This window comes from Paenibacillus sp. ACRRY (assembly GCF_022346995.1).
Classification (GTDB): domain Bacteria; phylum Bacillota; class Bacilli; order Paenibacillales; family Paenibacillaceae; genus Paenibacillus.
In genome coordinates this window covers 1-24,795 of record NZ_JAKRNM010000015.1, presented here as the reverse complement: position 1 = coordinate 24,795, position 24,795 = coordinate 1, and the positions used below count along the sequence as shown (strand labels likewise).

21 protein-coding genes and 1 other annotated feature are annotated in these 24,795 nt (G+C 48.7%); of the genes, 15 read left to right on the top strand and 6 right to left on the bottom strand.

Translation table 11 applies throughout. The annotated features are described in order from the left end of the window. Positions 1–12 precede the first annotated feature (12 nt). Positions 13–327, top strand: a complete 315-nt coding sequence (locus MH144_RS27795; RefSeq protein ID WP_239305473.1) for a hypothetical protein — start codon at positions 13–15, stop codon at positions 325–327. A gap of 102 nt (positions 328–429) precedes the next feature. On the opposite strand, the gene acnA is transcribed toward MH144_RS27795, so the two are convergent. After that, positions 430–3,144, bottom strand: coding sequence for an aconitate hydratase AcnA (gene acnA, locus MH144_RS27790; RefSeq protein ID WP_239305472.1), 2,715 nt, complete (start codon positions 3,142–3,144; stop codon positions 430–432). Between the two features lie 383 nt (positions 3,145–3,527). Between acnA and MH144_RS27785 the strand changes: the two genes are divergently transcribed. The 14 genes from MH144_RS27785 to MH144_RS27720 all read left to right on the top strand — a co-directional run bounded on the left by MH144_RS27785 (position 3,528) and on the right by MH144_RS27720 (position 18,970). Continuing rightward, on the top strand, positions 3,528–4,526 hold the full coding sequence (locus tag MH144_RS27785; protein ID WP_239305471.1) for an amidase domain-containing protein: 999 nt from the start codon (positions 3,528–3,530) through the stop codon (positions 4,524–4,526). Between the two features lie 132 nt (positions 4,527–4,658). Then, on the top strand, positions 4,659–5,759 hold the full coding sequence (locus MH144_RS27780; RefSeq protein ID WP_154896862.1) for a D-alanine--D-alanine ligase: 1,101 nt from the start codon (positions 4,659–4,661) through the stop codon (positions 5,757–5,759). Positions 5,760–5,819: 60 nt separating this feature from the next. Then, complete coding sequence (locus MH144_RS27775; protein ID WP_175395419.1) at positions 5,820–6,143, top strand: hypothetical protein; 324 nt, start codon at positions 5,820–5,822, stop codon at positions 6,141–6,143. Positions 6,144–6,299: 156 nt separating this feature from the next. Further along, on the top strand, positions 6,300–7,301 hold the full coding sequence (gene uvsE / locus MH144_RS27770; protein ID WP_239305470.1) for a UV DNA damage repair endonuclease UvsE: 1,002 nt from the start codon (positions 6,300–6,302) through the stop codon (positions 7,299–7,301). 107 nt (positions 7,302–7,408) lie between these two features. Further along, a complete protein-coding gene (locus MH144_RS27765) occupies positions 7,409–8,272 on the top strand; it encodes an inositol monophosphatase family protein (RefSeq protein ID WP_275440344.1) in 864 nt (287 codons plus the stop codon). 229 nt (positions 8,273–8,501) lie between these two features. Then, positions 8,502–8,768, top strand: coding sequence for a hypothetical protein (locus MH144_RS27760; protein WP_239305468.1), 267 nt, complete (start codon positions 8,502–8,504; stop codon positions 8,766–8,768). A gap of 220 nt (positions 8,769–8,988) precedes the next feature. Next, positions 8,989–10,311: an SGNH/GDSL hydrolase family protein gene (locus tag MH144_RS27755; RefSeq protein ID WP_239305466.1), complete on the top strand. Its 1,323-nt coding sequence runs from the start codon at positions 8,989–8,991 to the stop codon at positions 10,309–10,311. Between the two features lie 211 nt (positions 10,312–10,522). Further along, the gene (locus MH144_RS27750) at positions 10,523–12,310 is read left to right on the top strand and encodes a sensor histidine kinase (RefSeq protein ID WP_239305464.1); all 1,788 of its coding nucleotides are present in this window, start codon (positions 10,523–10,525) and stop codon (positions 12,308–12,310) included. After that, positions 12,285–13,838 (top strand): response regulator transcription factor, encoded by a 1,554-nt coding sequence (locus MH144_RS27745; protein WP_239305463.1) that lies wholly within the window; start codon positions 12,285–12,287, stop codon positions 13,836–13,838. The genes MH144_RS27750 and MH144_RS27745 overlap by 26 nt, the downstream gene beginning before the upstream one ends. A 222-nt stretch (positions 13,839–14,060) precedes the next feature. Further along, complete coding sequence (locus tag MH144_RS27740) at positions 14,061–15,344, top strand: ABC transporter substrate-binding protein (protein ID WP_239305461.1); 1,284 nt, start codon at positions 14,061–14,063, stop codon at positions 15,342–15,344. Between the two features lie 139 nt (positions 15,345–15,483). Then, positions 15,484–16,386 carry a carbohydrate ABC transporter permease gene (locus MH144_RS27735; protein ID WP_221192845.1) on the top strand — a complete coding sequence of 301 codons (903 nt, stop codon included), beginning with the start codon at positions 15,484–15,486 and terminating at the stop codon, positions 16,384–16,386. 2 nt (positions 16,387–16,388) lie between these two features. Next, positions 16,389–17,228, top strand: a complete 840-nt coding sequence (locus tag MH144_RS27730; RefSeq protein ID WP_095362134.1) for a carbohydrate ABC transporter permease — start codon at positions 16,389–16,391, stop codon at positions 17,226–17,228. A gap of 92 nt (positions 17,229–17,320) precedes the next feature. After that, entirely contained in the window at positions 17,321–18,514 is a 1,194-nt protein-coding gene (locus MH144_RS27725) for a rhamnogalacturonan acetylesterase (RefSeq protein WP_239305523.1), read from the top strand. 39 nt (positions 18,515–18,553) lie between these two features. Continuing rightward, a complete protein-coding gene (locus MH144_RS27720) occupies positions 18,554–18,970 on the top strand; it encodes a sensory rhodopsin transducer (protein WP_239305460.1) in 417 nt (138 codons plus the stop codon). Between the two features lie 65 nt (positions 18,971–19,035). Here MH144_RS27720 and MH144_RS27715 read toward each other — a convergent pair whose 3' ends face one another. From MH144_RS27715 to MH144_RS27695, 5 genes are all read right to left on the bottom strand, one after another. Further along, on the bottom strand, positions 19,036–20,193 hold the full coding sequence (locus MH144_RS27715) for a Ger(x)C family spore germination protein (RefSeq protein ID WP_239305458.1): 1,158 nt from the start codon (positions 20,191–20,193) through the stop codon (positions 19,036–19,038). Continuing rightward, the gene (locus tag MH144_RS27710) at positions 20,190–21,659 is read right to left on the bottom strand and encodes a spore germination protein (RefSeq protein WP_239305456.1); all 1,470 of its coding nucleotides are present in this window, start codon (positions 21,657–21,659) and stop codon (positions 20,190–20,192) included. The genes MH144_RS27715 and MH144_RS27710 overlap by 4 nt, the downstream gene beginning before the upstream one ends. Beyond that, on the bottom strand, positions 21,640–22,746 hold the full coding sequence (locus MH144_RS27705) for a GerAB/ArcD/ProY family transporter (RefSeq protein ID WP_239305455.1): 1,107 nt from the start codon (positions 22,744–22,746) through the stop codon (positions 21,640–21,642). The genes MH144_RS27710 and MH144_RS27705 overlap by 20 nt, the downstream gene beginning before the upstream one ends. A gap of 126 nt (positions 22,747–22,872) precedes the next feature. Then, the gene (gene trpS, locus MH144_RS27700; RefSeq protein WP_239305454.1) at positions 22,873–23,868 is read right to left on the bottom strand and encodes a tryptophan--tRNA ligase; all 996 of its coding nucleotides are present in this window, start codon (positions 23,866–23,868) and stop codon (positions 22,873–22,875) included. A 156-nt stretch (positions 23,869–24,024) separates the two neighbouring features. After that, positions 24,025–24,350: a binding site (T-box leader), on the bottom strand. A 27-nt stretch (positions 24,351–24,377) separates the two neighbouring features. Beyond that, a partial coding sequence (locus MH144_RS27695; RefSeq protein WP_239305453.1) for a DMT family transporter occupies positions 24,378–24,795 on the bottom strand: 418 nt, incomplete at its 5' end.

Sequence of the window (24,795 nt, the reverse complement as noted above, 5' to 3'; positions counted from 1 at the left end):
GAGGATATAAGAATGATAATGAAAATTTCGTACTATACGCCAGATGGTTTCTATTATTATGTTCCCGATCAATATGCAGAGCAGATGGAAGAGTGGAGAAGTGAATTTTCCGATTTTTTGCAGAGTATAGAGGGAAAGCACCCATTTACAGAATATACAGAGTCCATTGATCATGATGGCAAGTTGGAATACGCCGTTTTTGTTCGGAGTTATGGAGGGGATGACTTCATGGACTGGATCAACGTGGAGAAATTAAACTGCAGGGGGATATATCGCATCCCTTCGCCGCCTGATGATTCGGAAGTTGCAATAAGAATAGATTTTTAGAAGCCGTTTAATAAGAAATACAAAAAAAGCTCCCCATCTCGTGCCAAACGCACGTAGCGGGGAGCTTTCTATATTAATTTATCACCTTAATTGTTAATGTAATTAAGCTTTTTTCATCATTTGACGCAATACGGTTTGCAGGATACCACCGTTGTGGTAGTAGTCTACGTCAACCATGCTGTCGAGACGAGCGATGACAGGGAAGTCGAACTTGGTTCCGTCTTCACGGGTTACCGTAACCGTCAACTCTTGTCCAGGCTTCACATCATTGCTGAGGCCTGTGATGTCATACGTCTCACGTCCGTTCAGACCGAGGCTGGACCAGCCATGGCCTTCCTGGAATTGCAGTGGCATAACGCCCATGCCCACCAGGTTGCTGCGGTGGATACGCTCGAAGCTTTCTGCGATAACGGCTTTTACGCCGAGCAGGAATGTACCTTTTGCCGCCCAGTCACGGGAGCTGCCTGTACCATACTCTTTACCTGCAATAACGATCAGGTTCTGACCTTCGTCCTGATACTTCATGGAAGCATCGTAGATGGACATCTCTTCATCTGTTGGCAGGTACTTCGTAATACCACCTTCTGTACCTGGAGCCACCTGGTTACGAATACGAATGTTGGCAAACGTACCGCGCATCATGACTTCATGGTTACCACGGCGTGAGCCGTACGAGTTGAAGTCTTTGCGTTCTACGCCATGCTCTTTCAGATACAGTCCGGCTGGACTGGATGGAGCAATGTTACCGGCTGGCGAGATGTGATCCGTTGTTACGGAGTCAGCAAGCAAAGCCATAACACGTGCAGAACGGATGTCTGCAATATCAGTCAGCTTGTCGCCAAGGTTTTGGAAGAACGGCGGGTTCTGAATGTACGTGGAGTTTGGATCCCACTCATACAGCTCGCCTTCCGGTACAGGGATGTTATTCCAGCGCTCATTGGCTGTAAATACATTCTCGTATTTGTTGCGGAACATCTGAGCATTCAGTGAGCTTGCAATCGCATCCTTGATTTCCTCGGAGCTAGGCCAGAGGTCTTTCAGGAAGACTGGTTCGTTATTCGTATCATAACCGATTGGATCGGTAGCAAAATCAATATTGACCGTACCCGCGAGAGCGTAAGCTACCACGAGTGGTGGAGAAGCCAGATAGTTGGCTTTTACCTGAGCATGCACACGGCCTTCGAAGTTACGGTTACCGGACAATACAGCCGCTACAGTCATATCGTTCTCGGCAATGGCTTCGCTTACTTCGTCTGGCAGCGGGCCGGAGTTACCGATACAAGTTGCACAGCCGTAACCGGCAACGTTAAATCCGAGCTGGTCGAGGTATACGTTCAGGCCTGACTTTTCGAGATACTCGGTAACAACAAGGGAACCTGGAGTCAAGCTGCTTTTTACGTAGCCTGGTTTGGTCAGACCGCGCTCAACTGCTTTTTTCGCCAGTAGACCCGCTCCAAGCATAACGCTTGGGTTGGATGTGTTGGTGCAGCTTGTGATGGCTGCAATCACAACCGCGCCTGCTTTCAGTTCACTAGTGGAACCGTCAGGGTGCTTCACAGGCACTGTTTCTTCAATCTTCTCATCGCTCAGTCCGTATCCGCCTTTATCGACCGGAGTACGAATGATGCTGTTGAAGCTTTCTTTCATTTGCGTCAGTTCGATGCGATCCTGTGGACGCTTAGGACCTGCGAGACTTGGTACCACGGAAGCGAGATCCAGCTCGATCACGTCGGTGAATTCTGGATCAACCGTGCTGGAAGTTCGGAACATGCCTTGTGCTTTGTAATAAGCTTCAACCAGATCCACTTGCTCGTCGGAACGTCCTGTACTGCGCATATAGTTCAATGTTTCGCTATCGACAGGGAAGAAACCAATCGTAGCGCCGTATTCCGGTGCCATGTTGGCAACAGTCGCACGGTCAGCGAGGCTGATGTTGGCAAGGCCTGGACCGTAGAATTCGACAAATTTGCCGACTACGCCTTTTTTACGAAGCATTTGAGTGACAGTGAGAGCCAGATCCGTAGCTGTTGCGCCTTCGCTCAGGCTGCCTGTCAATTTGAAACCGATAACGTCAGGTGTTACAAAGTACAGTGGTTGACCAAGCATTCCTGCTTCGGCCTCAATTCCGCCAACACCCCAACCAACAACGCCGAGTCCGTTGATCATGGTGGTGTGGGAGTCCGTACCTACGAGGGAATCCGGGAACACGACGGTTTCGCCGTCAACCGTTTTGGTTGCAGCGACGGAAGCCAGGTACTCCAGGTTAACTTGGTGAACGATCCCTGTGGATGGCGGTACAGCACGGAAGTTGTTGAACGCCGTCTGTGCCCAGCGCAGGAAGCGATAGCGCTCTTCGTTACGCTCGAACTCAACCTTAATGTTGTAGTCGAGAGCGTCGTTGGTTCCGAATGCATCAACCATAACGGAGTGGTCGATAACGAGGTCAACCGGCACGAGCGGGTTAATCTGTTTTGGATCGCCGCCTGCCTTTTTCACCGTATCACGCATCGCGGCAAGATCCACGACAACCGGTACGCCAGTGAAGTCCTGCAGGACGATACGTGCAGGGATAAATGGAATTTCCTTGTTATTGTCACGGCCTTCTGCCCAGCCGGTAAGTTGTTTCACATGTTCTTCGGTAATCGCGCGTCCGTCGAACTGACGAACTGCTGCTTCGAGCAGCACTTTAATGGAGAAGGGAAGCTTGGAAAGGTCGCCGTAGCCGCCTTCCTGAAGAGCATCGAGACTGTAGTAGCGGTAAGACTTGCCTCCGACCTCAAGACTGCGGGCTGCGGAGAAATGGTTCTTGGCTGACATACATGTACCTCCTTAAAATGTGTCGGTGAGATGAAGATAAAGTTCATTTAAGTGGAAGAACAGGCCTTCATCGTTCCGTGTCCTTGTTCGTTGGTTTCATCAGATGAAACGTAATTTCATAATTGCAACTTTAGTATTAAGTATACCGTTTTCACCTCCGTACGTAAAGGGCTTTTTGCCTGTCCAAACAAGCTTTACGAACAATGAAGGCGTTTTCGTTAATATTGGTTCGTTACGATACTTCCTGCTGACGAAGTCTCCGATTTTCGGCACTCGATCCTTGAGTGGAACACATACAACCGGTATACGCCTCATATGAATAGAAGTAGTATGCACAACTGTATTTTCCAGAGAGAACTCAAGTGCCAAAGGGGGACACAAGCTTGGAAAGGGAATGGAAGAGTGCCTTATACACCTATGTGAACCAGTACAACCGATGCGAAATCGACTATCGTCCACAGACGAGCGAGCGGATTGTCACGGATCCGGAATTTGTGCTGGAGCGGGGAGAGCGTATGGCCAGACTGGACGATTGGTATCGCAAACGGCGTGCAGTGCCTCTTCGCAGCGAGACCAGTGCCAAGCTTGTGCGTACGGTTACGGAAGGTCCGGAAGAATCGGTGGTGGATGTACAACTTTACAGCAGGCTTTTCTACGAGAAGAGTGGAATCACCCACCGGGAGGATCGGATTGAGCGGGAACGGTTGACCTTTTTTAGGCAGGGTGGCACCTGGATGATTGGACGGGTCGAAAGAGAAGTTCCGGAGCGGCGTCCGGCAGGGGAAGGGAGACCTTTTCAGCAAGCGGATTTTGTACAGGCGATTAATCGGCCGCTGCTGAACAGGGAAGTGCTTGGCCAGGGAAGAAGTTCCAGGCAGCAATTATACCGGCGAGACCTGGCTGTTGCTTATGCAGATCGGTGGTGGAATGCGGGAAACCCGGCATTTGAGGAATTCGAGGTAGACTGCACCAATTACGTCTCCCAATGTCTCTTTGCAGGGGGAGCACCCATCCACTATACTGGTAGAAGAGAAGCGGGCTGGTGGTACAAAGGCTATGTGAACAGCACCGAAATGTGGAGCTACAGCTGGGCTGTATCCAACAGTCTGGAGCGGTATCTGGGGAGCAGCAGCTGGGGTCTGACAGCAACCGAAGTGGATCGCCCCGAACAGTTGATGCTCGGAGATGTCATTCTCTACGATTGGGACGGAGACGGCAGGTTTCAGCATAGTACTGTTGTGACTGCCTTCGATGCGGGAGGCATGCCGCTCGTCAATGCACATACGGTCAGCAGTCGCCACCGCTATTGGGATTACCGGGATTCTTACGCTTGGACGGAGCGGACGGTGTACCGGCTTTTTCATATTGCAGATGAGTTTTAATTGAAGAAAGATATACAGGGATTGGATGACGTGGACATTCAGTTCCGTGTAAAATAAGCCCTAAGAAAGAATAAAATTGATGCTGACCATACAGGTATGACAGCATCATGCACAGATAATCGGAGGTTACGCATGAGCATGGATAAATTAACAGTTGGCGTCGTTTACGGCGGAAAATCAGGGGAACACGAAGTATCGCTGCAAACGGCGTTTGCTGTAACGAACGCTTTTGATTATGAGAAGTATGAACTGGTTCCTTTTTATATCTCCAAGCAGGGGACATGGAAAAAAGGATCTGTAATGCACGCGCCATTCGCACAGATTGAGGATCTGAAGCTGGAGCAGGCGGCAGGTGGAACCCAGGAAGCGCTGAACGCCTTGTTTGCACGTTTGTATGGCGGAGAAGATGCACTGGACGTTATGTTCCCGCTGCTGCACGGCACGTTTGGTGAGGATGGTACGATCCAAGGGATGTTCGAGATGGCGGATATGCCTTATGTGGGTGCAGGTGTACTGGCTTCAGCAGGCGGTATGGACAAAGTGGTCATGAAAAAGCTGTTTGCGCAGGCTGGAATCGACCAATGTGCCTTTACTTATTTTAATGCGACCCAGTGGAAGCAGACCGAGCACGACATGATCCTCCAAGTGGAGGAGCAGCTGGGCTACCCATGTTTCATCAAACCGGCGAACCTCGGCTCCAGCGTAGGGATCTCAAAAGCACGCAACCGGGATGAACTGAAGACGGCCGTTGAATTTGCGCTGCGATACGACACGAAGGTTGTTATTGAGGAGTTTGTTGAGGCACGCGAGGTGGAAGTAAGTGTACTTGGTAATGATGAGCCGATGGCCTCGGTGCCAGGAGAAATCGTATCCTCTGGTGAATATTATGACTATGCAGCCAAGTATATTGATGGCCAATCACAGATGCTGATTCCCGCTCCACTGGATTCTGAAGCCGCTGATCGTATCCGTGAGGCAGCCTTGCAGGCATTCCGCGCGATTGAGGGCAACGGTATTTCCCGGGCTGACTTCTTCATTCGCAAATCGGATGGGGCATTGCTTATTAATGAAGTAAACACAATGCCTGGCTTTACTCCGTATAGCATGTATCCGTTGCTGTGGCGCGAGACGGGCGTATCGTATGCGGAACTGCTGGATCGCATGATTGAGCTGGCATTGGAGCGGTACAACCGCAAGCAAGCACTGAACTACGAGAACGGCGTACAGGCTTAAATTTCTAAAATGGAACTCTTGTTTACATTCACGTAAAAGACTTTACAAGGAGGAGTATGGATGGGATTTCAGACTGAATTCAATTCCGTATGCAAATTCAAGAGCGAGCAGGAGCTGTTTGAACTGCTGGAATACGGCCGCGGGAAAATGGTAAAACAGGGCTTCCGGGTCTTTCCGACCGGACAGAAGGTTATTGCCTATACACCTGACAACGTGGCTGTAGCCATCGTCAAGATCGTTGCTTCCATTGCAGAGATCAACTTCCAAGGGCAGGAAGTAACTGAAGTGGAGATGCTGCTCATCCGCAAGCTGAATGAGGAAGAATCCCGTGTTCAGACTGCACTTGCGGACGAAATGTTCTTTGGAGAACAGGCACAGGGGTAATCCTTATTTCATCGTATGGGACCAATGAACGGAATTGTGAGGCAAGCGATTACGGACTTTCTTTTAGGGTAAAACTTGGTTATATACAGTGACGGGAAATCCTGACGGCAGCAGATGCCAGGCAGGAATTCCGCCCTAACAGAGAGGAAGAACACCATGCTTGTACGTTTTGGTTATGTGGCGATGTCTGTGCTGGTAGAGAATGCGTCTCCTTCCCGCACGATGACCATGGCCAGCTTCAAGAAAATCGATGACAGGGATGCAGCCATTCGCAAGCTGGAACGGATTGCAGCCGAGAATTTGCATAATACGTTACGGTTGCTTAGACATAACAAGGGCAGCCATATTCATGTATATCGTTTTTCTTCCAAATTAATTCCGCTGGCGACACATGAGGATCTGATGGATTGGGATCCATTCCCGGCACTCCAGTCCGATTTTACTGCCATTGGTGATTTTGTGAAGGAAAACGGAATGCGGGTATCCTTCCATCCGGATCATTTTACCGTTCTAAGTACGCCGCGGGAGGAAGTGCTCAGGAACTCCATGCGTGACCTTCGTCATCATGTTCGGATGCTGGATGCCATGGGACTGAATGCCACTGCCAAGAATAATATACATATTGGTGGTGCATACGGGGACAAGCCTAGTGCAGCGCTGCGCTTTGAAGAGAATTTTCTGAAGCTTGATCGGGATATCCAGGAACGGTTGACCCTCGAAAATGATGACAAAACATTCAACGTTCCCGAAACGCTGGCGGTATGTCAGCACTTGGGACTGCCGATGGTGCTGGATATTCATCATCAGTGGGTCAATAATGAAGGCGAACAGCCATGGGATTTGTGGCCTGACATATGGAAGACGTGGCAGTCGCCGCTGGCACAGGCGGATTCCCCTGCAGATCGGCCATTGCCGCCGAAAATTCACGTATCCAGTCCGAAGAGCGAGAAGGATATCCGTGGACATGCCGATGGCGTTGAAGTAGAGCCTCTACTATCCTTTTTGCGTCATATTGCCGCAGATACGCCGGAACTTGATGTCATGATCGAGGCGAAGCGCAAGGATGAAGCACTGGTGCAGCTCATGCAGAAGCTGGCCTTCTACCACGAAGAAGGCGTGGAATGGGTGGACGAATCTACAGTCATTATCCATCCCTAGAGCCAAAAGGGGCCTGGGCAGCAAGAAACTTTACACCCTGTGGGGCGTATACTTTTAACAAGTATTTTAACTTTTCGTAGATTGATATAGAAAGTAGAGTGAACGCTTTGAATGAGAAGGAAAAAACACCTTATGTCGTGACGAGCAAAAGCTATACTGCTGTTGCCATTAATGCAGCTTCCAAAGCGGGTGAATGGATCAAGAGCCGTCTCGGTACCATAGGCGAACCTGGAACCAAATATTCTCCGCAGGATCTTGTGACCGAAGTGGACAAAGGAGCGGAGCAGATGATCCGCCGCCTGATTTTAACCCACTTTCCGGGCCATGCCATTCTCGGTGAAGAGGGTGTTGAGCCCGGACCGGAGGCTTCTGCGAAAGCACTGAAAGAGGCGCAGGAAGAAGAATTCCTTTGGATCGTGGACCCCGTGGACGGAACAACGAATTTTGTCCATGGATTTCCGTTTTATTCGGTGTCCATTGCATTGGCTCATCATGGTGAAGTCATTGTAGGGGTCATTTACGATCCTTCCAGAGACGAACTGTTTGTAGCTGAAAAAGGCAAAGGTGCATACGTCCACGGGAACCGAATGGCTGTATCCAATGAACAGGGCCTGGGCCAGAGCTTGGTCGCAGTGGGCTTCCCGGCAGATACTACCTATGCCCTGCCAGTCAATATGGCGGCTGTACAGGCCCTTGCACCGCAAGTTCGAAGCCTGCGTGCGGGTGGATCGGCTGCTCTGCATTTGGCATATGTTGCTGCAGGTCGACTCAGTGCATACACCGAAGTTGGACTGAAACCGTGGGATATCGCGGCAGGTGCCCTGCTTGTTGAGGAATCGGGCGGCAAGGTCACCGATACAATTGGCACACCTTATCAGTTGTCTGTAAGTCATGTGGTTGCCACGAACGGCAAAATTCATGATGCACTGACAGATGTACTCAAGGAAGCCAAAGCAACCGGTTTGGAGTAAGTTTATTAATTCTTAAATGATTCAACAAACGTATATTGCACATAAACGAGGGTCAGAAAAAAATCTGGAGAAGCGAAGCGTTCGCCTTTATCCCCGAATTTTTTCCTTTGAAAAGAAAACACTAAAATTCGGGGATAACAGCGATCGGAAGATTGTTCTGGCCATCGGAGTATAGGTGCAATAGTATTTGGTTGTAATTTATGGACTTAAATTGAAGGAGCGATGAACGATGGATGAATCCAAGGAACTGGAACGACGTTTGAGTGAAATGCTGACTGAAGGGGAGATGGAAGAGTCCGGCGACACGGACAAGCGTGAACGTCAGCTGATTCCTCCCAAATATGAGGTGCGCATACAGACGGAAACGGACCCGATTGTTCAGGAAACGTTGATGTACCGGAATATGGCCCGTGAAGTGGATAATCGTTATGATCGTTATCTGGAACGTTCTGCCGAGAAAAATAACTCCGCAGAAACGGAAAAGAAAGATCATTAAACCACCGTTGTAACAAGTAAACACAAGTTAGGACTATAAGCTTAACAGACTTCCCGCAGAGGGGAGTCTGTTGTTTTGTGAGCAGGCTGATGTCCGTACGACATCTCTACTTTTTAATGCTAGAATAGAAATATGTGAACTTCTGTCACCGGAGTCGAACCTGTGTAATCAAGTTCAAGTTATTATCTTATCAATGTGAGAAAAAGGAGTGTTACCACGAATGAAGCGTACACGTACATGGAATAACACGTCGGCTGCATTGTCAGCAGGCATGCTGGCTGGAATGATGCTGTTTGCATCAACGGCATTACCGGCACATGCAGCGGATACAAGCACCAGCACATTACCTGCCGGTACAACAACGGCAGCCGCCAATGTGAAGAAGGATGCTGCAGCCGTAACGAAGGAGTTCAGAATCGTTACTTTGGGAGATTCGATTACGGTAGGATACGAGCCGAATGCTAAGGGCCTGCCTTATGGTTATGTAGAGCGCTTGCAGGAGCAAGGATTGCTCCATGGCCGCACTCAGGTGGATAACTATGGTATCGCCGGATTGAAGAGCATTGGATTGAAGAATTTTACCTCTGCAATAAATGAAGGCAAAACATTGACCTCTGAAGCCATTCAGCCGAGTTTGCCAGATCCAAGAGCCGGGCAGATGGGAGCCAACATTGCTGCAATCCGCGCGAGCGTAGCAGGAGCTGATCTCATTGCGATTACCATTGGAGGCAATGATGTATCCGAATTGCTGGGTACAGCCAATACTCTAAGTGACTCGGAATTGGAAGCTAAGGTTAAGGAACTGCTGGCAGCATATACCGCGAATGTCGGCGAGGTAATCAATACGATTCATGCGATTAATCCCGAAGCCAAGATTGTCATTGCTGACCAGTACCAGCCTATGCCTGAAGTGGCGGGAAAAGCATTATATGCCAAACTCATGGAAGCATCCGAAGGTTTTACGGCAACCATTGATGGCATTGCTTCCCAATTCACCGCACAGGGGATGGATGTAAAAGTGGCACACGTAGCCAAAGAATTTGTTGGCGGCGAGGGAACCATGACACATATGATCAAGGATCGTGATTTTCACCCGAACCAGTTTGGTTACGAAGCGATCGCCAAGGTGTTTGCAGAAACGATCTGGGGTGATTATACGAAACTGACCGCGCCTGCAGCAGGTGAACCGATGAACATCATCGTTAGCGGCAAAACGTTGAATACGCCGTATAAACCCATCATTCGCAATGGGAAAAATTTTGTGGCGATTCAGGATATCGTAAACGCTGTAGGAGCTACCACGGTTTGGGACAATAAAACCTCCACAGCAACCATTACATACGGAGACCGTAAGGTAGCTGTGAAGATTGGTGCAAGTGCGGTTCAGGTGAACGGCGCATCTGTTGCAGTAGATACACCTGCGTTCCTGAACAAGGTGGGCAAGGAGTCCAAAACGTATGTGCCACTAGCCATGGTAGCCGAAGGTCTTGGCTTTGATGTGCAATATGTAGCGAAGTTGAAGACGGTATTCGTTAATCCGTAAGCAGCAATGTGAAGTTATTCTATTCGAGAAGTCGGGTTGATCTGATGATCAATCCGGCTTCTTTTTCTAAGTGCCTTTGAATAGGACTCTATATGTTGCATAAATATGACTTGTCATCTGCCCATGGATGTGTAAATATGAAAATAACTTACAGTAGAACGAGACTCTCACACCTGCCTGCACCCTTCGCGGGGCCAAAGGAGCGCTTTGGATGAGAAAAATTAAGAACGCTTTCACATCGCTGCCGATCCATCACAAAACCATTCTTCTCATCGGATTTTTGATGCTGATCAGCTTCACGTTTTATGTGTCTGTCCTAGGATACGTATTCAGAATCTATGATCGCCAAATCTATGAAAAGTCGTCCCAGGTACTGAATATGTCTTCCGTGGGCATCGAGAATCAACTGCGCGAAATTGCCAATCTCTCCTTCAAGGTCATGTCGGATGAGCCGCTCCAGCAGTACCTCTTACAGTTGGATAAGGCGGAATCGGGATATGAGAAAAACGGCCTGCTCAAAAAAATAACCAATAGGCTTGTCGCATATGCAGGGTCAGAGAAGTACGTCTATTCCATGATTTTTATCGATAATGACAATAACGTTATGGCTGCGGGGAACCGGGAGGGAATATCGGAGTCCATGCAGGCGGAACTGGTTGCGCTTGGACAGCAATATTCAGGATCCAATGCATGGTATACGAGCGGAGATCAGCAGGCGAGACTTTTATCCGTAAGACAGGTCAAGTCTTTCACAGGTGGAGCCTTCACTTTGGAGAAGCTCGGAACATTGATTATCCGTGTACGACTGGATCGTATTGTTCAGGACCAGATGCAGCACCCCGCTGAGGACTCGCAGCTGTTAATTACGGATGGACGAGAGGTCATCTATCCCACGCAATCCTCAGTGACCGATTCCGAGTTGGAATCCGAATTGAAGCGCACCCAACCTTACGGGATTTCCATGTTTGAACAGGGAAGGAATTTCGTCGCCCGTGCGCATTCATCCTATACGGATTGGGTGTACCTTTATATGACGCCATTTGACCAGATGTTTAAGCAGATACAGTTTGTCAAACAGTTGGTTACTGTCATTTTCTTTATGATTTTGCTGGTGGCACTTGTATTTGGAGCTAAGCTGTCCCGCAGTATTACACAGCCCATCGCTCAGTTGATCAAGAAGATGCGCAATATTGAAAAAGGGGATCTGGATAAGCTGGAGGAGGCTGCTCTGGGCAATGTTCCGGTATCGTCCCAAAATGAAGTTGGGCTGCTCCATCGTACATTTAAAATGATGCTGCAGCGCATCAGGGAACTGATTGAAGAGAATTATGCGAAGCAGCTGGTCATTCGGGAAACAGAGTTGAAAGCGCTTCAGGCACAGATCAATCCGCATTTCCTCTATAACACGCTGGAGTCCATTAACTGGCTGGCCAAAGTGCAGAAGCAGCGGCAAATTTCCGAGATGGTCGAGGCGCTCGGCTTCTTGCTGCGAAGTTCAGTGAATATGTCCGAGAAGTGGATCACGCTGGAAAGAGAGCTGGATATCGTCCGAAGTTATGTGACCATTCAGCGCACGCGATTTGAGGAAAGGCTTGATTTTGATATGGATATTGCTCCTGAGGTGGGGAGTGCACGTCTTCCGAAGCTAACGTTACAGCCTCTGGTGGAGAACGCCATTCACTATGCGCTTGAACCAAGTATACATCCGTGCAAAATTCGGATTCGAGCCCGAGCAGAAGATGACAAGATTATCATTGAAGTAGAGGATGACGGACCGGGCATGACCCCGGAATTCTTGAAGCAATTGCAGGAAGGACGCATTCAGACGAGAGGGCAAGGCATAGGTTTATCCAACATCCAGGAACGGATCAGGCTGACCTTCGGTGAGGAGGGCAGCATGGTCATGAGCAGCAATCCCGGTGCCGGGACCGTAGTATCGATCAGAATACCTTGGATCAGAGAGGACGATGACGATGTACAAAGTGATGCTCGTAGATGACGAACGTGTGATTTTGGAGGGGATCTCCCAAGTGGTGGATTGGGCAGCAGCCGGTACTGAATTGGTGGACACCGCCAGGAACGGGATTGAGGCATTGGACAAAATCGGGCTTTCCAGACCTGATATTATTATTACCGATATATCCATGCCGGGTTTGGATGGACTGGGACTTATAGAAAAGGCTTCTGAAGCCTATCCTGGACTCCGGTTTATCATGCTATCCGGTTACAAAGAGTTCGAATATGCCCGCCGGGCCATGCAATATGGCGTGAAGCATTACTTGCTGAAGCCCTGCAATGAAAATCAGATTCATGATGCCCTGTCGGAACTGCTTCAAGAGCATCAGGATGCACAGGTAAAAGAGCATGTGGCAGGGGAAATGAAGCAGCGGCTGCAAAGAGTACTTCCCCATGTAAAAGAACAATTTTTGCTCGAGTTCATGACCAATCGGACATATGGTCCGGTCGATCTGGAGTATTATCAGGAACTGTTTGATCTGAAACTCGAAGCAAGTCAAGTTCGCTTGTTATTGTTCCACATCTCGGACGAACATGACTACAGTCATTTGTTTGCCATCAAGAACATTGCCAGCGATCTGCTGCCGTATGTTTTATTGAGCACAACCATTGAAGGCAAGCTGCTGATTCTGCTGGAAGATTCGGCTGATTCCACTGACTTAAGGGAGAGAATTGAGGAAGTGAGAGCTGCTTTTACCAGGCTCTATAAATTACAAGTGACTGCTGCACTTAGCGAAGCGGACCACATGGTCCAGTCACGGCGTCTGTATCGTGAGGCGCTGCAATGTCTAAACCATCGCTTTTTCATCGGAGAAGGCAAATTGATCACGAAGAATGATGTAGCCATTGCCGGGGAATGTGAAGGCGTTCATGCCGAGCAGGATGCCGAACAATTGTGCCAACTGATTAAGTCGGGTAATAGCGAGGAAGCCAGTGTCGAAGTTGATCGCCTGTTTGAGCGTTTATCCGGACAGCAGCTTGATATTGAGTTAACCCGATCTTATGTTGTTCAGCTCTATTCGGCCATGATTCATGTCTGTCCGCCTGAAGAGGCAACGGAGTTTACTCAGCGGATGGCAGAGCTTCCTCACATGGATACTTTGTCCGGACTGAAGTCTTTTATCGCCAACAGCACAGCCAATCTGACTTCCGGATATTATAAAAATCATATAAGCCGTCAGTCTTCCGCCGTGGAGAAGATGATGGATATTGTAGATAAACACTACGGTGAGGCTGATCTTTCACTGAATGGTGTTGCCCATCAGATGCTGTATATGAATCCGGATTACCTGGGCAAAATTTTCAAAAAAGTGACAGGAGAAAATTTCTCCAACTACGTGAATCGCCTGCGCATTGAGCGAGCATGTGAGCACATTCGCCGGGGCGGGGATGTCAAAGTATTCGAGCTTGCGGAACTGTTCGGCTTCGGGGGCAATTCGCAATATTTCAGTCAGGTGTTCAAAAAGTGGACCGGCATGACACCAACCGAATACCGAAGATCCGGCATATAACAATTAGCTGCCGCTCCTTGGTCGTTATATGAGGAGGACAAACAACACCGTGAAGGGTGAATGTTGTCCTCCTCTGTTTTTTGAACCAACAAGACGGATTTGTGTATTCAACTCTGGTCGTACATTTGCGAAAATGACATTATCAAGTTTGTGAAAGCGTTATCAGAAAGACAAGGATAACCCGTTCACATAACCATATCCACACAAAAAGGGGAGATTGGCATGGTGAAAAAGGCAATATTCCTGATGATGGCTATGCTGCTGGTATTTACGGCGGCGTGCAGCTCAGATGGAGGGTCGGGAGGAACATCAGCAGATGGCTCGGTGACGCTGCGTATCGCGTGGTGGGGCTCAGATGCACGTCATGAATACACACAGAAGGTCATTGACTTGTACAAAGAGAAAAATCCGAACGTCAAAATTGATGTCGAGTATGCCTCGTTTGATGACTACTGGAAGAAGCTCGCTCCACAAGCTGCAGCGAATCAGTTGCCAGACATTGTTCAGATGGATATTTCCTACATCAGCCAATATGCACAAAATGGTCAGCTGGAAGATCTGGCGCCATACCTTGGTAATCAGATCAAGGTGGATGATGTTTCCGAAAACGTCATCAGTACTGGCGTAATCAACGGCAAGCAGTATGGTGTACCTGCCGGGGTTAACGTACTGGGCTTCCACTATGACCCGGCACTGCTCAAAAAGGCAGGAGTAGATACATTCCCGGAAAATCTGACTTGGGAGTCATACGAAGCGCTGGGTAAACAAACCGCAGAAAAAGGACTGTATTTGGATGGCGGGGTAGCCCCTGATATTTTCTTCCACTACTTCCTGCGGACCAAAGGTTTGTCTCTATACAATGCTGAAGGTACGGGACTTGGGTATGACGATGATAAACTGTTTGTCGAGTTCTTCGGTTTGATGCGTCGCATGATCGAACAAGGAGCGGCACCTTCGCCGGACATAGCTAACCAAACGAAGGGGATTATCGAGGAATCCGATCTGGTCAAAGGCAAAGGAATCGGAATCTGGCAATGGTCCAACCAGTTCGTAGCCGTACAGCAAGTTGCTGACCGTCCACTGGAGTTTGCTCCTATGCCTGGACCGGACATGGAGAAGGGTCTCTACATGCAACCAAGTATGTACTGGGCAGTCACTTCGAACTCCAAAGTGAAGGAAGAAGCGGCCAAATTCATCGATTTCTGGGTGAACGACGTGGAAGCCAACAAACTGATCAAGGGTGAGCGCGGTGTGCCGATCTCTGGCGCAATCAAGGATGCCATTGCACCTGAACTGAGTGAGCCAACGAAGCAGGTATTTGACTTTGTAGCGGCCATGGAGCCAAAAGCTTCCCCAATGAGTCCACCACCGCCAGTGGGTTCCCCTGAAGTCATTGCGTCTCTGGCGGATGCTGTTGAAGAACTGAATTTTGGCAGAATTACACCGGAACAGGCAGCGGAGACATTCCGTAAAAACGCCGAAGCGGTTCTGGCCAACAATAAATAACAGTTGAATGATTGCTTGCTCATCCCACCCGGGATGACGGGGACTGGGGCTGCTCGCTAACCGCGGGGGCCTTTCCCCGTCCAATTGTTAATACCCCGTTTGTCGGAAGCAGGCAGATCAATAAAGGAGGTTCATTCCGTTGAGGCAGTATTCGTCGTTGCGCAGAAACCTGACCGGGTACGCATTTATTAGTCCGTTTATTATCGGATTTTTGGGCTTTACGCTAATCCCGATGTTTGTGTCCTTATACATGTCGTTCACGAGTTATAACCTATTCACTTCCCCCCGGTGGATTGGGATGGACAACTATACCAAAATGTTTTTTGAAGATCCCAAGTATTGGAACTCGGTTAAGGTAACCTTCCTGTATGTATTCATTGGTGTTCCACTGAGACTGGTTTTCGCACTCTTCGTCGCCATGATCCTGAATACTGGTTCCCGTATGGTCGGGACTTACCGTACCTTGTATTATCTCCCATCCATTATTGGTGGTAGCGTAGCGGTGTCGATCATGTGGCGTAACCTTTTCAGTAATGAAGGTGTAATTAACAGTGCGCTAACCGCAATCGGAATCGGGCCTATCAGCTGGTTCGGTGATCCCAATGCATCCCTTGTGATGCTGATCTCCCTATCGGTCTGGCAGTTCGGATCCTCCATGTTGATCTTCCTGGCAGGCCTTAAAAATATCTCCCCCGAGATGTATGAGGCGGCAGGTGTGGATGGTGCTAACCCGGTACGCAAATTCTTTAGCATCACATTGCCACTGCTTAGCCCAATCATCCTGTTCAATCTGATTATGCAAACCATCGGTGCATTCATGACCTTCGTGCCTGCATACATCATCTCCAAAGGAGAAGGTGGTCCAATGGATGGTACGATGCTGTATTCACTGTACTTGTTCCGTCAGGCCTTTATGTTTAACAATATGGGTTACGCTTCGGCAATGGCCTGGATCATGCTCATCATGATCGGTATCCTCACCGTAGCCGTGTTCCTGACATCCAAGTTTTGGGTATTCTATGAATCTGAAGGAGGGAAGTAACGATGGTTTGGAGAAATGTAAAGTGGCCGATTTATCATCTGTTCGTTGCGGCTTTAGCCCTCCTGATGCTGTATCCGGTACTTTGGATGTTGTTCAGTTCATTCAAGGAGAGCCGTACCATCTTCGTTACCGCGGAGTCCCTTTTCCCTGCAGAGTGGATCTGGAGCAACTATGTGGATGGCTGGAAAGGTGCGGGCGGAAGACCGTTTATGGACTACATCACCAATTCACTCGTTATCGTAGTCATCTCCACTATTGGTGCAGTCTTATCCTCGTCGCTGATTGCCTTCGGTTTCGCCAGACTTAACTTCAGAGGCCGCAGCTTCTGGTTCTCCCTGATGATGTTGACTCTGATGCTGCCGCATGACGTGGTATTGGTTCCGCAATACATTATCTTTACGAAGCTGGGCTGGTTGAATACGATTCTCCCCATTGTAGTACCTACATTCTTCGGAATGCCGTTCTTCATCTTCCTGATGGTGCAGTTCATTCGTACGATTCCAAAAGAGCTGGATGAAGCAGCAACGATTGATGGATGTAACAAATTCAGATTGTACATTCAGATTATCATGCCATTGATTAAGTCCTCGCTGGCAACTGCCGCAATCTTCTCCTTCTACTGGAGATGGGAGGATCTTCTGGGGCCGGTACTGTATCTGAACTCACCGGATAAATATACGGTATCAATGGCGCTCAAAATGTTCCTGGATAGCGAGTCTGCCTCCAACTGGGGTGCGATGTTCGCCATGTCCATCGTCAGTCTGATTCCGGTTGTAGCCGTATTCTTCATTTTCCAGAAACAGATTGTACAGGGCATGAGCACCAGCGGACTGAAAGGATAAACTTTATTCACTGTCGATTATCACTTCATCCAAAAGCTTAAACAGGGAGGTTGTTCCTATTGGATAAAGCTCTGGGTAGTCAAGCCGTTGCCATCGAGGCAGAGGCCCGCAATGAAGAGAAGATTACGCACTGGAAATTTGACTTCGGTCCAGGTGCGGACATTGAAGGGTACCGGAAAGTGTCAGCCAATAGTATCTACAGGGATACAATCGGTTACGGATTTGAGCCGGATTCCCGAGTTTATGAGAAACAGCGGTCTGGTGAGACAGAAGATTCAGATATCGTACAGCAAAATCAGGAGTATTCGGGGCAGGCCAATGTGTCTGCCCGATTGCGTTCAAGCTTCTGCATTCCACTCAAGGCATCGTTTATCGTTGATGTGCCAGACGGCACTTATCAGGTGCTTCTCATTGCTGGAGATGAGCTGGCTGAGACGGTCACCAGAGTCAAGGCTGGTGAAGGCAGATTGATGCTGCCAACGATTCGTACTCTGCCGGGACAATGTGCCGAGGTTAGATTTTCAGTTGTGGTAAGAAGCGGAAGGCTTCGTCTGTCCTTCTCCGGCCCAGCTCCGCGAATTAACGCCTTGGAGATTACACTTGCCAATCAGACGATGACCGTATTTCTGGCGGGAGATTCCACGGTAACGGATCAGCCGGAGAGCGGGTACCCATACTGTGGCTGGGGACAGCTGCTGCCGGCTCAATTCAAGCATGATGTTGCCGTTGATAATCACGCACAGTCGGGACGAAGCTCTCGCAGTTTCATCAATGAAGGCCGATTGGATGCGATCATGAAGCGTATTAAGCCTGAGGATTTTTTGTTCATTCAATTCGGACATAATGATGAGAAACCGGACCCGGAACGGGGAACGGAACCATTCACAACATATAAGGAATATTTGAAGAAGTATATCGATGCAGCCCGCGGGGCCGGTGCTCGCCCGGTGCTAGTGACGCCCGTTCACCGGCGTTATTTTACGGACGATGGTACGCTAACCGATACACATGGTGATTACATTGTGGCCGTAAGAGAGCTGGCGCAAGAGGAAGATGTTCCACTGATCGACCTTGCTGAACGGAGCCGTATTTTGTTTGAGCAGGCGGGGATTGAAGGAACCAAGGAAGATTTCATGTGGGTGCTTCCGGGTGAATATTTGAACTTCCCGGCAGGCGTGGAGGATAATACGCACTTTCAGGAACGCGGCGGACGGCGCCTCGCGGCACAAGTAGCGGAAGCGATCCGTGAGCTTAGGCTGCAGCCGCTGCAAATGTATCTACGGTAGATAGGACGGATAAACATCATTCATAGAGGAGGAGTCCTAATGGCAAGAGAGCATACTGAAGCAGGCCGCCTGGCAAATAGTGAGGCAGTCGTGGCGACAGGTCACACTTATTGGGTTATTCCAGACGGTTACATACCGCCAGATAGTCAGGGCTCTCTGGAGAGTCATGAGAGCATTTGTGTTCTCAATACCGGTCAGGAGCAGGCAGAACTTGATATAACCATCTTCTTTGAAGACAGAGAACCAATTGAGAATATAGAAGCGAGCGTGCGAGGAAGAAGGACCAAACATATCCGTACGGCTTCACTTCATTCCGGAGATCAGTCTATTCCCTCAGGTGTGCCGTATGCCATCACCGTTTCCAGTAATGTACCAGTCATCATTCAATACAGTCGTTTGGATACCACACAGCCCGAACTGGCACTGATGAGTGTCATGGCTTTTCCGCTGACTTAAATCTTCATGCAAAAACGACCAGCCACCTCGCAACTACTGCAGGTGGCTGGTCGTTTTTGTACATATTACTCCGTGTACTTGTACGTGCTGGCATTGAGGATTTTTACATGAACATTCACTTTTCCAAGTTTGAATCGTTGAATTGGATCTGCCCGGTTCTGGACGTACTCTTTCCACAGAGCGAGGTCATGACGATACAGATGTTCCACTAGACCATAGGAATCGATCTGGCGTGATTTGGTTTTTTCGAACGTATCACGGATTTCGGACTCGATCTGTTTCCCAGCTGCTTCTTCCATCATTTGGGGAGACTGGTGAGAGACGTGTTCCTCAATGATAACGCCTTTTACCGAAGTAGATAGGTCGAAGGTGACCCCGCTTCCTTCCATCCTTGCTGAAACCTTGGTATGCGGATCATGGAGCCTAAGAGTCAGATCAGGCAATTTCCTCCCACTCTTGTATACGTACAACGGATACTGGTAGACATGATCGTAATTTACGAATCGAGTACCATCTGCGTCTTCGCCGGACACTTTCCCCTGGTTTTTGCCGTTTGTAATGACGAAAAATCCATCGGTTTTAACTAGAGGGGGATTTTTATCCCCGTTGAACCAGGTTTGGTTTCTGTTAGTAATTGATGGCAACAGGATGACCGAAGAAGGCTCGCGAAAACCGTCCAGAAGTTGATGGAGGCGGATGGGTTCAAAGGCGGAAAATTGCTTATATAGTTTGATTGGTTCGAATAGCTCAATGGTTTGCGTAGATTGGTTTAACAAGGCAGCCGGAGCAAGAACATCGGGTATGCTTTGTTCCGTACCGTAAATCCAAGGTGTATATCTCAGCTCACCGGAATGGAGCAGTGTATTAAAAATATCATCGAGCCGACCATTAAGGGCGTTTTTGGATAAAACGATTGCTTTAACATGTGTCCAAAGGGTTTGCTGCTGCGAAGTCTGATAGAGGTCGTTAATCGCCATACTAAGCGTTGTGCCTTCGCCTCGCCCAATCCAGATGTCGCTTGCCTGCCTTGAAGTTGGCCCGTCCTGCTTGGCAATACTGGAGAAATCGATCAGTTGGGCGTAAGCGATATATTTATCGTCCTCATAATCGATCCCTATACCCGTAATAAAGTTAATACTCTGAACTTCTTTGGAATCCCAGCACCCCGTCAGTAAGATCAGACAACTCATAAGCATAAGGCCCAGGGAAAGCCATCTGTTCACGAAGGTTTCCTCCGACGGGTAGAGTCCTGAGTATGGAGTGCGGCCGGACGTTTGGTCCTCTTCAAGGAGGGACGCATGGATACGGATTGGGTGAAGTCACCGGGAATATAGGGAGATACGGGGGACAGATAGGATACGCCATAACACTCCAAGGAAACGAGGTGTACCAGTAGGGCGAATAGCCCAAGCATGAAACCGAACAGTCCAAGGAGGGAAGACATGACAAGCATCCCGATTCGAACTTGGGCTGTAGCTCCGCTTAGTACCGTATTCACCAAAATGTAGCTGGAAATGACCGAGATGGCCACGGAAACAATGATGGTGGGGGAAGTAATTCCGGCACGAATAGCCGCATCTCCGATGATGAGTCCACCGACCACACTGACAGTCTGGCCCAGTGCACGCGGCAGTCTGCGGCCAGCCTCATTGAATAATTCAAACATAAAGATCATCAAAAATGCTTCGAGTGTTACTGGCAAGGGAAGGCCCATACGTGTTCCAGCAATGGTTGCCAGAAGAGGTAGAGGGATCTGCTCCACGTTAAAACTGGTCAGACCGATATAAAAGGCTGGAAAAAAGCAGGCAATAAGCAAGCCTGAAATCCTCAAGATTCGTTCAAATGTCACAATAAAAAAAGGCGTACTCTCATCTTCCGGTGATTTCAACTGATTGAACAGCGTAGTTGGTGCGATGACGGCTACGGGGGAGCCCTCGATTAAAACAGCAAAACGCCCATTTAAGAGTGAACTCACGACATAATCAGGTCTTTCTGTATTATCCGTGAGAGGGAAGATACTGCGGATGCCTCCCATAATTGAACGTTCCATAATAGATGTACCGAGAATGCCATCAATTTCAATCACGTCCAGGTTCTTGCGAGCTTCTTCTAGAATCTCCGGATTAATAATGTCCTTTACATACAGAAGGGCGATAGAGGTCTGAGTACGGCCACCTTTTACATATTTCTCATAACACATGGAAGAGGTTTTCATTCGTTTACGAATGAGTGCAATATTTACGCTTAATTCTTCGGTGAATCCATCACGTGGCCCTTTGACCGATGACTCAATAGCTGATTCCTCAGGATTTCTGCCTGGTATACTCGCAATATTCAGACTGCAGGATTGTTCACCGTCTCCGAAGATGAGCAGCAATTGTCCACTGAAAATCAGAAGGTTAATATTCTCTGCATCTGTAAGATCTTCGATCGGATTCAGTGTTAATCCCAATTCTTTGGGATGTGCTTCTTCGATAAGCAGAGAATGCTGTTCCAGCCGGGGAATAATGAACTGGTTAATTTGCTTGCCATCGGTCAAACCGTCACAATATAGCATAATGACCGACTTATCGGTCTCATCTTTGGCAGGGAAAGTCTGAATAACGACATCCGCACAGGGATCGAATTGTTTTTTCAAAGAGGCAAGCAGCGTTTCATGGGACGTGATGTCAATCGCTTGGTGCTCCATGATGTTTCCTCCTCTGATGGCGTGAAGTGATGAATGCAACGGTGGTTGCAATAATGGCTAATCCGCTTAGATAGATGAGATTGAATGGGAAGATATAGTCAACAAGCATTTTCTCGAATGTCATATCGTCCAGTCGGTACAGCATGGAAAGAATAAACAAAACAGCTATCGTAACCAAGCTGATTAACCTTCTGGAGGCGCTCTTAATATTCCAAATTTCTACCACAATATACATGGCAAGGCTTATTCGGGTAAATGAACCGGCGAGCCACTGATAGATCGAGAAGAAATCGGTCTGTGCGATATATTTGCCCAAGGAGGCAATTCGCCATTCCTCAAAAGCGGGATAACGCATCTTGGCCGCTTCAAAAGGATTAAATTCTACGATTGCACCAATAAGTGGGCCAAGTGTCAGTCCAAGAATGATAAATGCGAGCATAAGATACTGCCATATACGGATTCGTTTAGCCAAATGGGGCTGGATGTACCAGATAAACAGCAGCTCAAACATGCCTGCGAGACTGTACACCATGCCGTGAAAAACGGGATGCCAGCCCTGTTCAAGAACGGGAAGCAGGCGGCTGTAATCCTTGTATTGGGTATTTACGATCGCGACATAGAAGCCAAGCAGTACAACGAGAGGCAGAACGAGTCCAGCTGTAAATGCGAGCGAACGAATTCCTTTGTAGGCCGCATAGGCACAGAGAGACATAAGGGCAATGCTTGTTGCCAATATCGGCGTCTCCGTCAGGTAACTGGTTTTAGCCCAGGTAGTCGTATCATGCAGGGTGAAATAGATGACGGACAAGAAAAAGAGGCTGTTTCCGATCCGGAAGAGCAAGCCAAGGGGCTTGCCTAGATGGGAAGTCAGCCATTCATGTAAAGTTTGATGCTGAAGAAAACGAGAGACATAGGCAAGCATGAGCGCAAATACCAGATAGGGTCCTGCCGATAACAGGACAGAAATCCAGGAGTCCCTTTTGGCTGCACTTAATAAGGCAGGAATGATCAGGACGTGGCTGATTAGGCCGACAGATAACATAATTAACATCATGGCTTGCAAAAAAGAAGGTTGTCTAGGTTTCATGCTGAGGGGTCCCCTTTTCGCGATAGACTATCCTCAGCAGTGTTAACGTGATTTGTGGTCTTCATACAGAAAAGCGAGTAGTTAAGTTGATGAATCCTATCCTGAATTCAGCCTTTTCCTTTAATCTTAAAGATCGAAATAACGAATCCCCATTGCTTCTCGTACTTCCAGCATCGTTTCACGCGCGACTTTGCGTGCTTGGCGGGTACCCTCGACAAGAATTTCTTTCACTTCATTTTTCCGCTGCTCATAATCATTTCGCCGTTCACGAAAGGGCGCAATCAAATCGTTAATCGCACTGCCAGCAAAACCTTTGCAATCTCTGCAGCCGATGGTGCCCTGACTGCAGCTGGCATGGATTTCTTCAGCATGCTCCTTCCGGAATAACTGATGGTATGCAAATACCGGGCAGATGTCAGGATGGCCTGGGTCGGTACGATGAACACGTGCAGGATCGGTCTTGGCCTTGGTCAGTTTGGCGTGTACATCATCAGGACTCGCATTTAAGGAGATAGCGTTACCCATGCTCTTGCTCATTTTGCCGATCCCATCGAGCCCGCCAAGCCGTTCTCCAGTCAAAATGCGTGGTTCAGGCAGAACCGGAGCGTAGAGCTCATTAAATCTTCGGACCAGTTTGCGTGCAGTCTCTACATGTGGAATCTGGTCTTCGCCTGCTGGAACGAGCGTTGCTTTGCAGAATGCAATATCAGCGGCCTGACTGACCGGATAACCCAAGAAACCGTAGTATAGATCCGTATATCCGCGATCACGCGCTTCGGATTTGATGGTGGGGTTGTGCCGAAGCGTGTTCACGGTGACAAACATGGAGAAGATCACCGTTAATTCCGCAATCTCCGGAATCATGGATTGGATGAACAACGTGGCTTGGTTGGGATCGATACCTACAGCGAGATAATCGAGAGTCACTTGATGGACACTATCTGCAATCAAACCTGGCTGATCATAGTGGGTGGTCAGCGCCTGCACATCTGCCAGTAAAATATACGTTTTGTATTCATTCTGCAATTGCACCCGGCTGCGCAGGCTGCCCACGTAATGGCCGAGATGAAGCTGCCCTGTGGTCCGGTCTCCAGTCAAAATAACATCCTTGTTCATATTCATGGTTCATTCTCCTTTGATTTTGTAATGGTTCGAACCTTCTAATCTGCTGACGCCACCAGCCATCTTCCACGACCATCACCCCCTTTCAGCCTGTTACAGTATGTAGGTATCAAAAAAAGCCTCGTCCTTCCTCCTGATTCCCGTGAGGGAACAGAATAGAAGGACGAAGCTTTTACTTCGCGGTGCCACCTTAATTGGCCGCTGGTTGCGGCCCGCTTGGAGATACGGATCAAGATGGATGGACAACTGTCTGAGAAACCAGACGGGAACCAGCCGATATCCTGATCGATATCCTGTCCGTGGGTAACGACTGAACATGCCGCCTTGCCTACTTACCTTCCGTACCCCGATTGCAGGCTTCAGACTGTGTTCAGCTCGGAACTCCGAAGCCCATTTCCATACGATCTGTGCACCGGCTTCCACCATCCGCCGGCTCTCTGGAGCACGCTGTCGTATGTACTTCTCTTCATCATCGTTGATAACGTCCGTTTACAATTTTTTACATTGTATCATGCTTTGACTTCACTGACCAGCCTCTGTTTTCTGCCACTCATATTGGTTCCGAGTACACCTGCAATAATCAGAATCGCCCCGACAAAATGGTAACCGCTGACGGGTTCATGCAAAATCCAGGCGCCACCCGCGATGGAAATTAAGGTGGAGAAGTTGCTGAACACGCTCATCTTCGAAGCTTCCAGATGAGTTAATGCGTAGCTGGACAGCAGAGTCGAAATCATGGTGGAGAGGATGGCCAGATAGGCCAGCGCCCCTAGATAAGATGCATCCCCGAGAGGTTTTACATAATCGCTTATCGTACCGCTGAGTAAATGACGGATGACTGCGGATACGTTAAAAACAATACAACCGACCATCAGGGTGACCCAGGTTAATTCCATCGGCTTATACTTCTGGGTGAGCGGTCTGGCA

What these genes read in the sequence shown, in the direction of transcription:
- MH144_RS27795 (WP_239305473.1), top strand. Translation starts at nt 13, where the DNA reads ATGATAATGAAAATTTCGTACTATACGCCAGATGGTTTCTATTATTAT.
- acnA (WP_239305472.1), bottom strand. Translation starts at nt 3,144, where the DNA reads ATGTCAGCCAAGAACCATTTCTCCGCAGCCCGCAGTCTTGAGGTCGGA.
- MH144_RS27780 (WP_154896862.1), top strand. Translation starts at nt 4,659, where the DNA reads ATGAGCATGGATAAATTAACAGTTGGCGTCGTTTACGGCGGAAAATCA.
- MH144_RS27775 (WP_175395419.1), top strand. Translation starts at nt 5,820, where the DNA reads ATGGGATTTCAGACTGAATTCAATTCCGTATGCAAATTCAAGAGCGAG.
- uvsE (WP_239305470.1), top strand. Translation starts at nt 6,300, where the DNA reads ATGCTTGTACGTTTTGGTTATGTGGCGATGTCTGTGCTGGTAGAGAAT.
- MH144_RS27760 (WP_239305468.1), top strand. Translation starts at nt 8,502, where the DNA reads ATGGATGAATCCAAGGAACTGGAACGACGTTTGAGTGAAATGCTGACT.
- MH144_RS27755 (WP_239305466.1), top strand. Translation starts at nt 8,989, where the DNA reads ATGAAGCGTACACGTACATGGAATAACACGTCGGCTGCATTGTCAGCA.
- MH144_RS27750 (WP_239305464.1), top strand. Translation starts at nt 10,523, where the DNA reads ATGAGAAAAATTAAGAACGCTTTCACATCGCTGCCGATCCATCACAAA.
- MH144_RS27745 (WP_239305463.1), top strand. Translation starts at nt 12,285, where the DNA reads ATGTACAAAGTGATGCTCGTAGATGACGAACGTGTGATTTTGGAGGGG.
- MH144_RS27740 (WP_239305461.1), top strand. Translation starts at nt 14,061, where the DNA reads ATGGTGAAAAAGGCAATATTCCTGATGATGGCTATGCTGCTGGTATTT.
- MH144_RS27730 (WP_095362134.1), top strand. Translation starts at nt 16,389, where the DNA reads ATGGTTTGGAGAAATGTAAAGTGGCCGATTTATCATCTGTTCGTTGCG.
- MH144_RS27720 (WP_239305460.1), top strand. Translation starts at nt 18,554, where the DNA reads ATGGCAAGAGAGCATACTGAAGCAGGCCGCCTGGCAAATAGTGAGGCA.
- MH144_RS27710 (WP_239305456.1), bottom strand. Translation starts at nt 21,659, where the DNA reads ATGGAGCACCAAGCGATTGACATCACGTCCCATGAAACGCTGCTTGCC.
- MH144_RS27705 (WP_239305455.1), bottom strand. Translation starts at nt 22,746, where the DNA reads ATGAAACCTAGACAACCTTCTTTTTTGCAAGCCATGATGTTAATTATG.
- trpS (WP_239305454.1), bottom strand. Translation starts at nt 23,868, where the DNA reads ATGAATATGAACAAGGATGTTATTTTGACTGGAGACCGGACCACAGGG.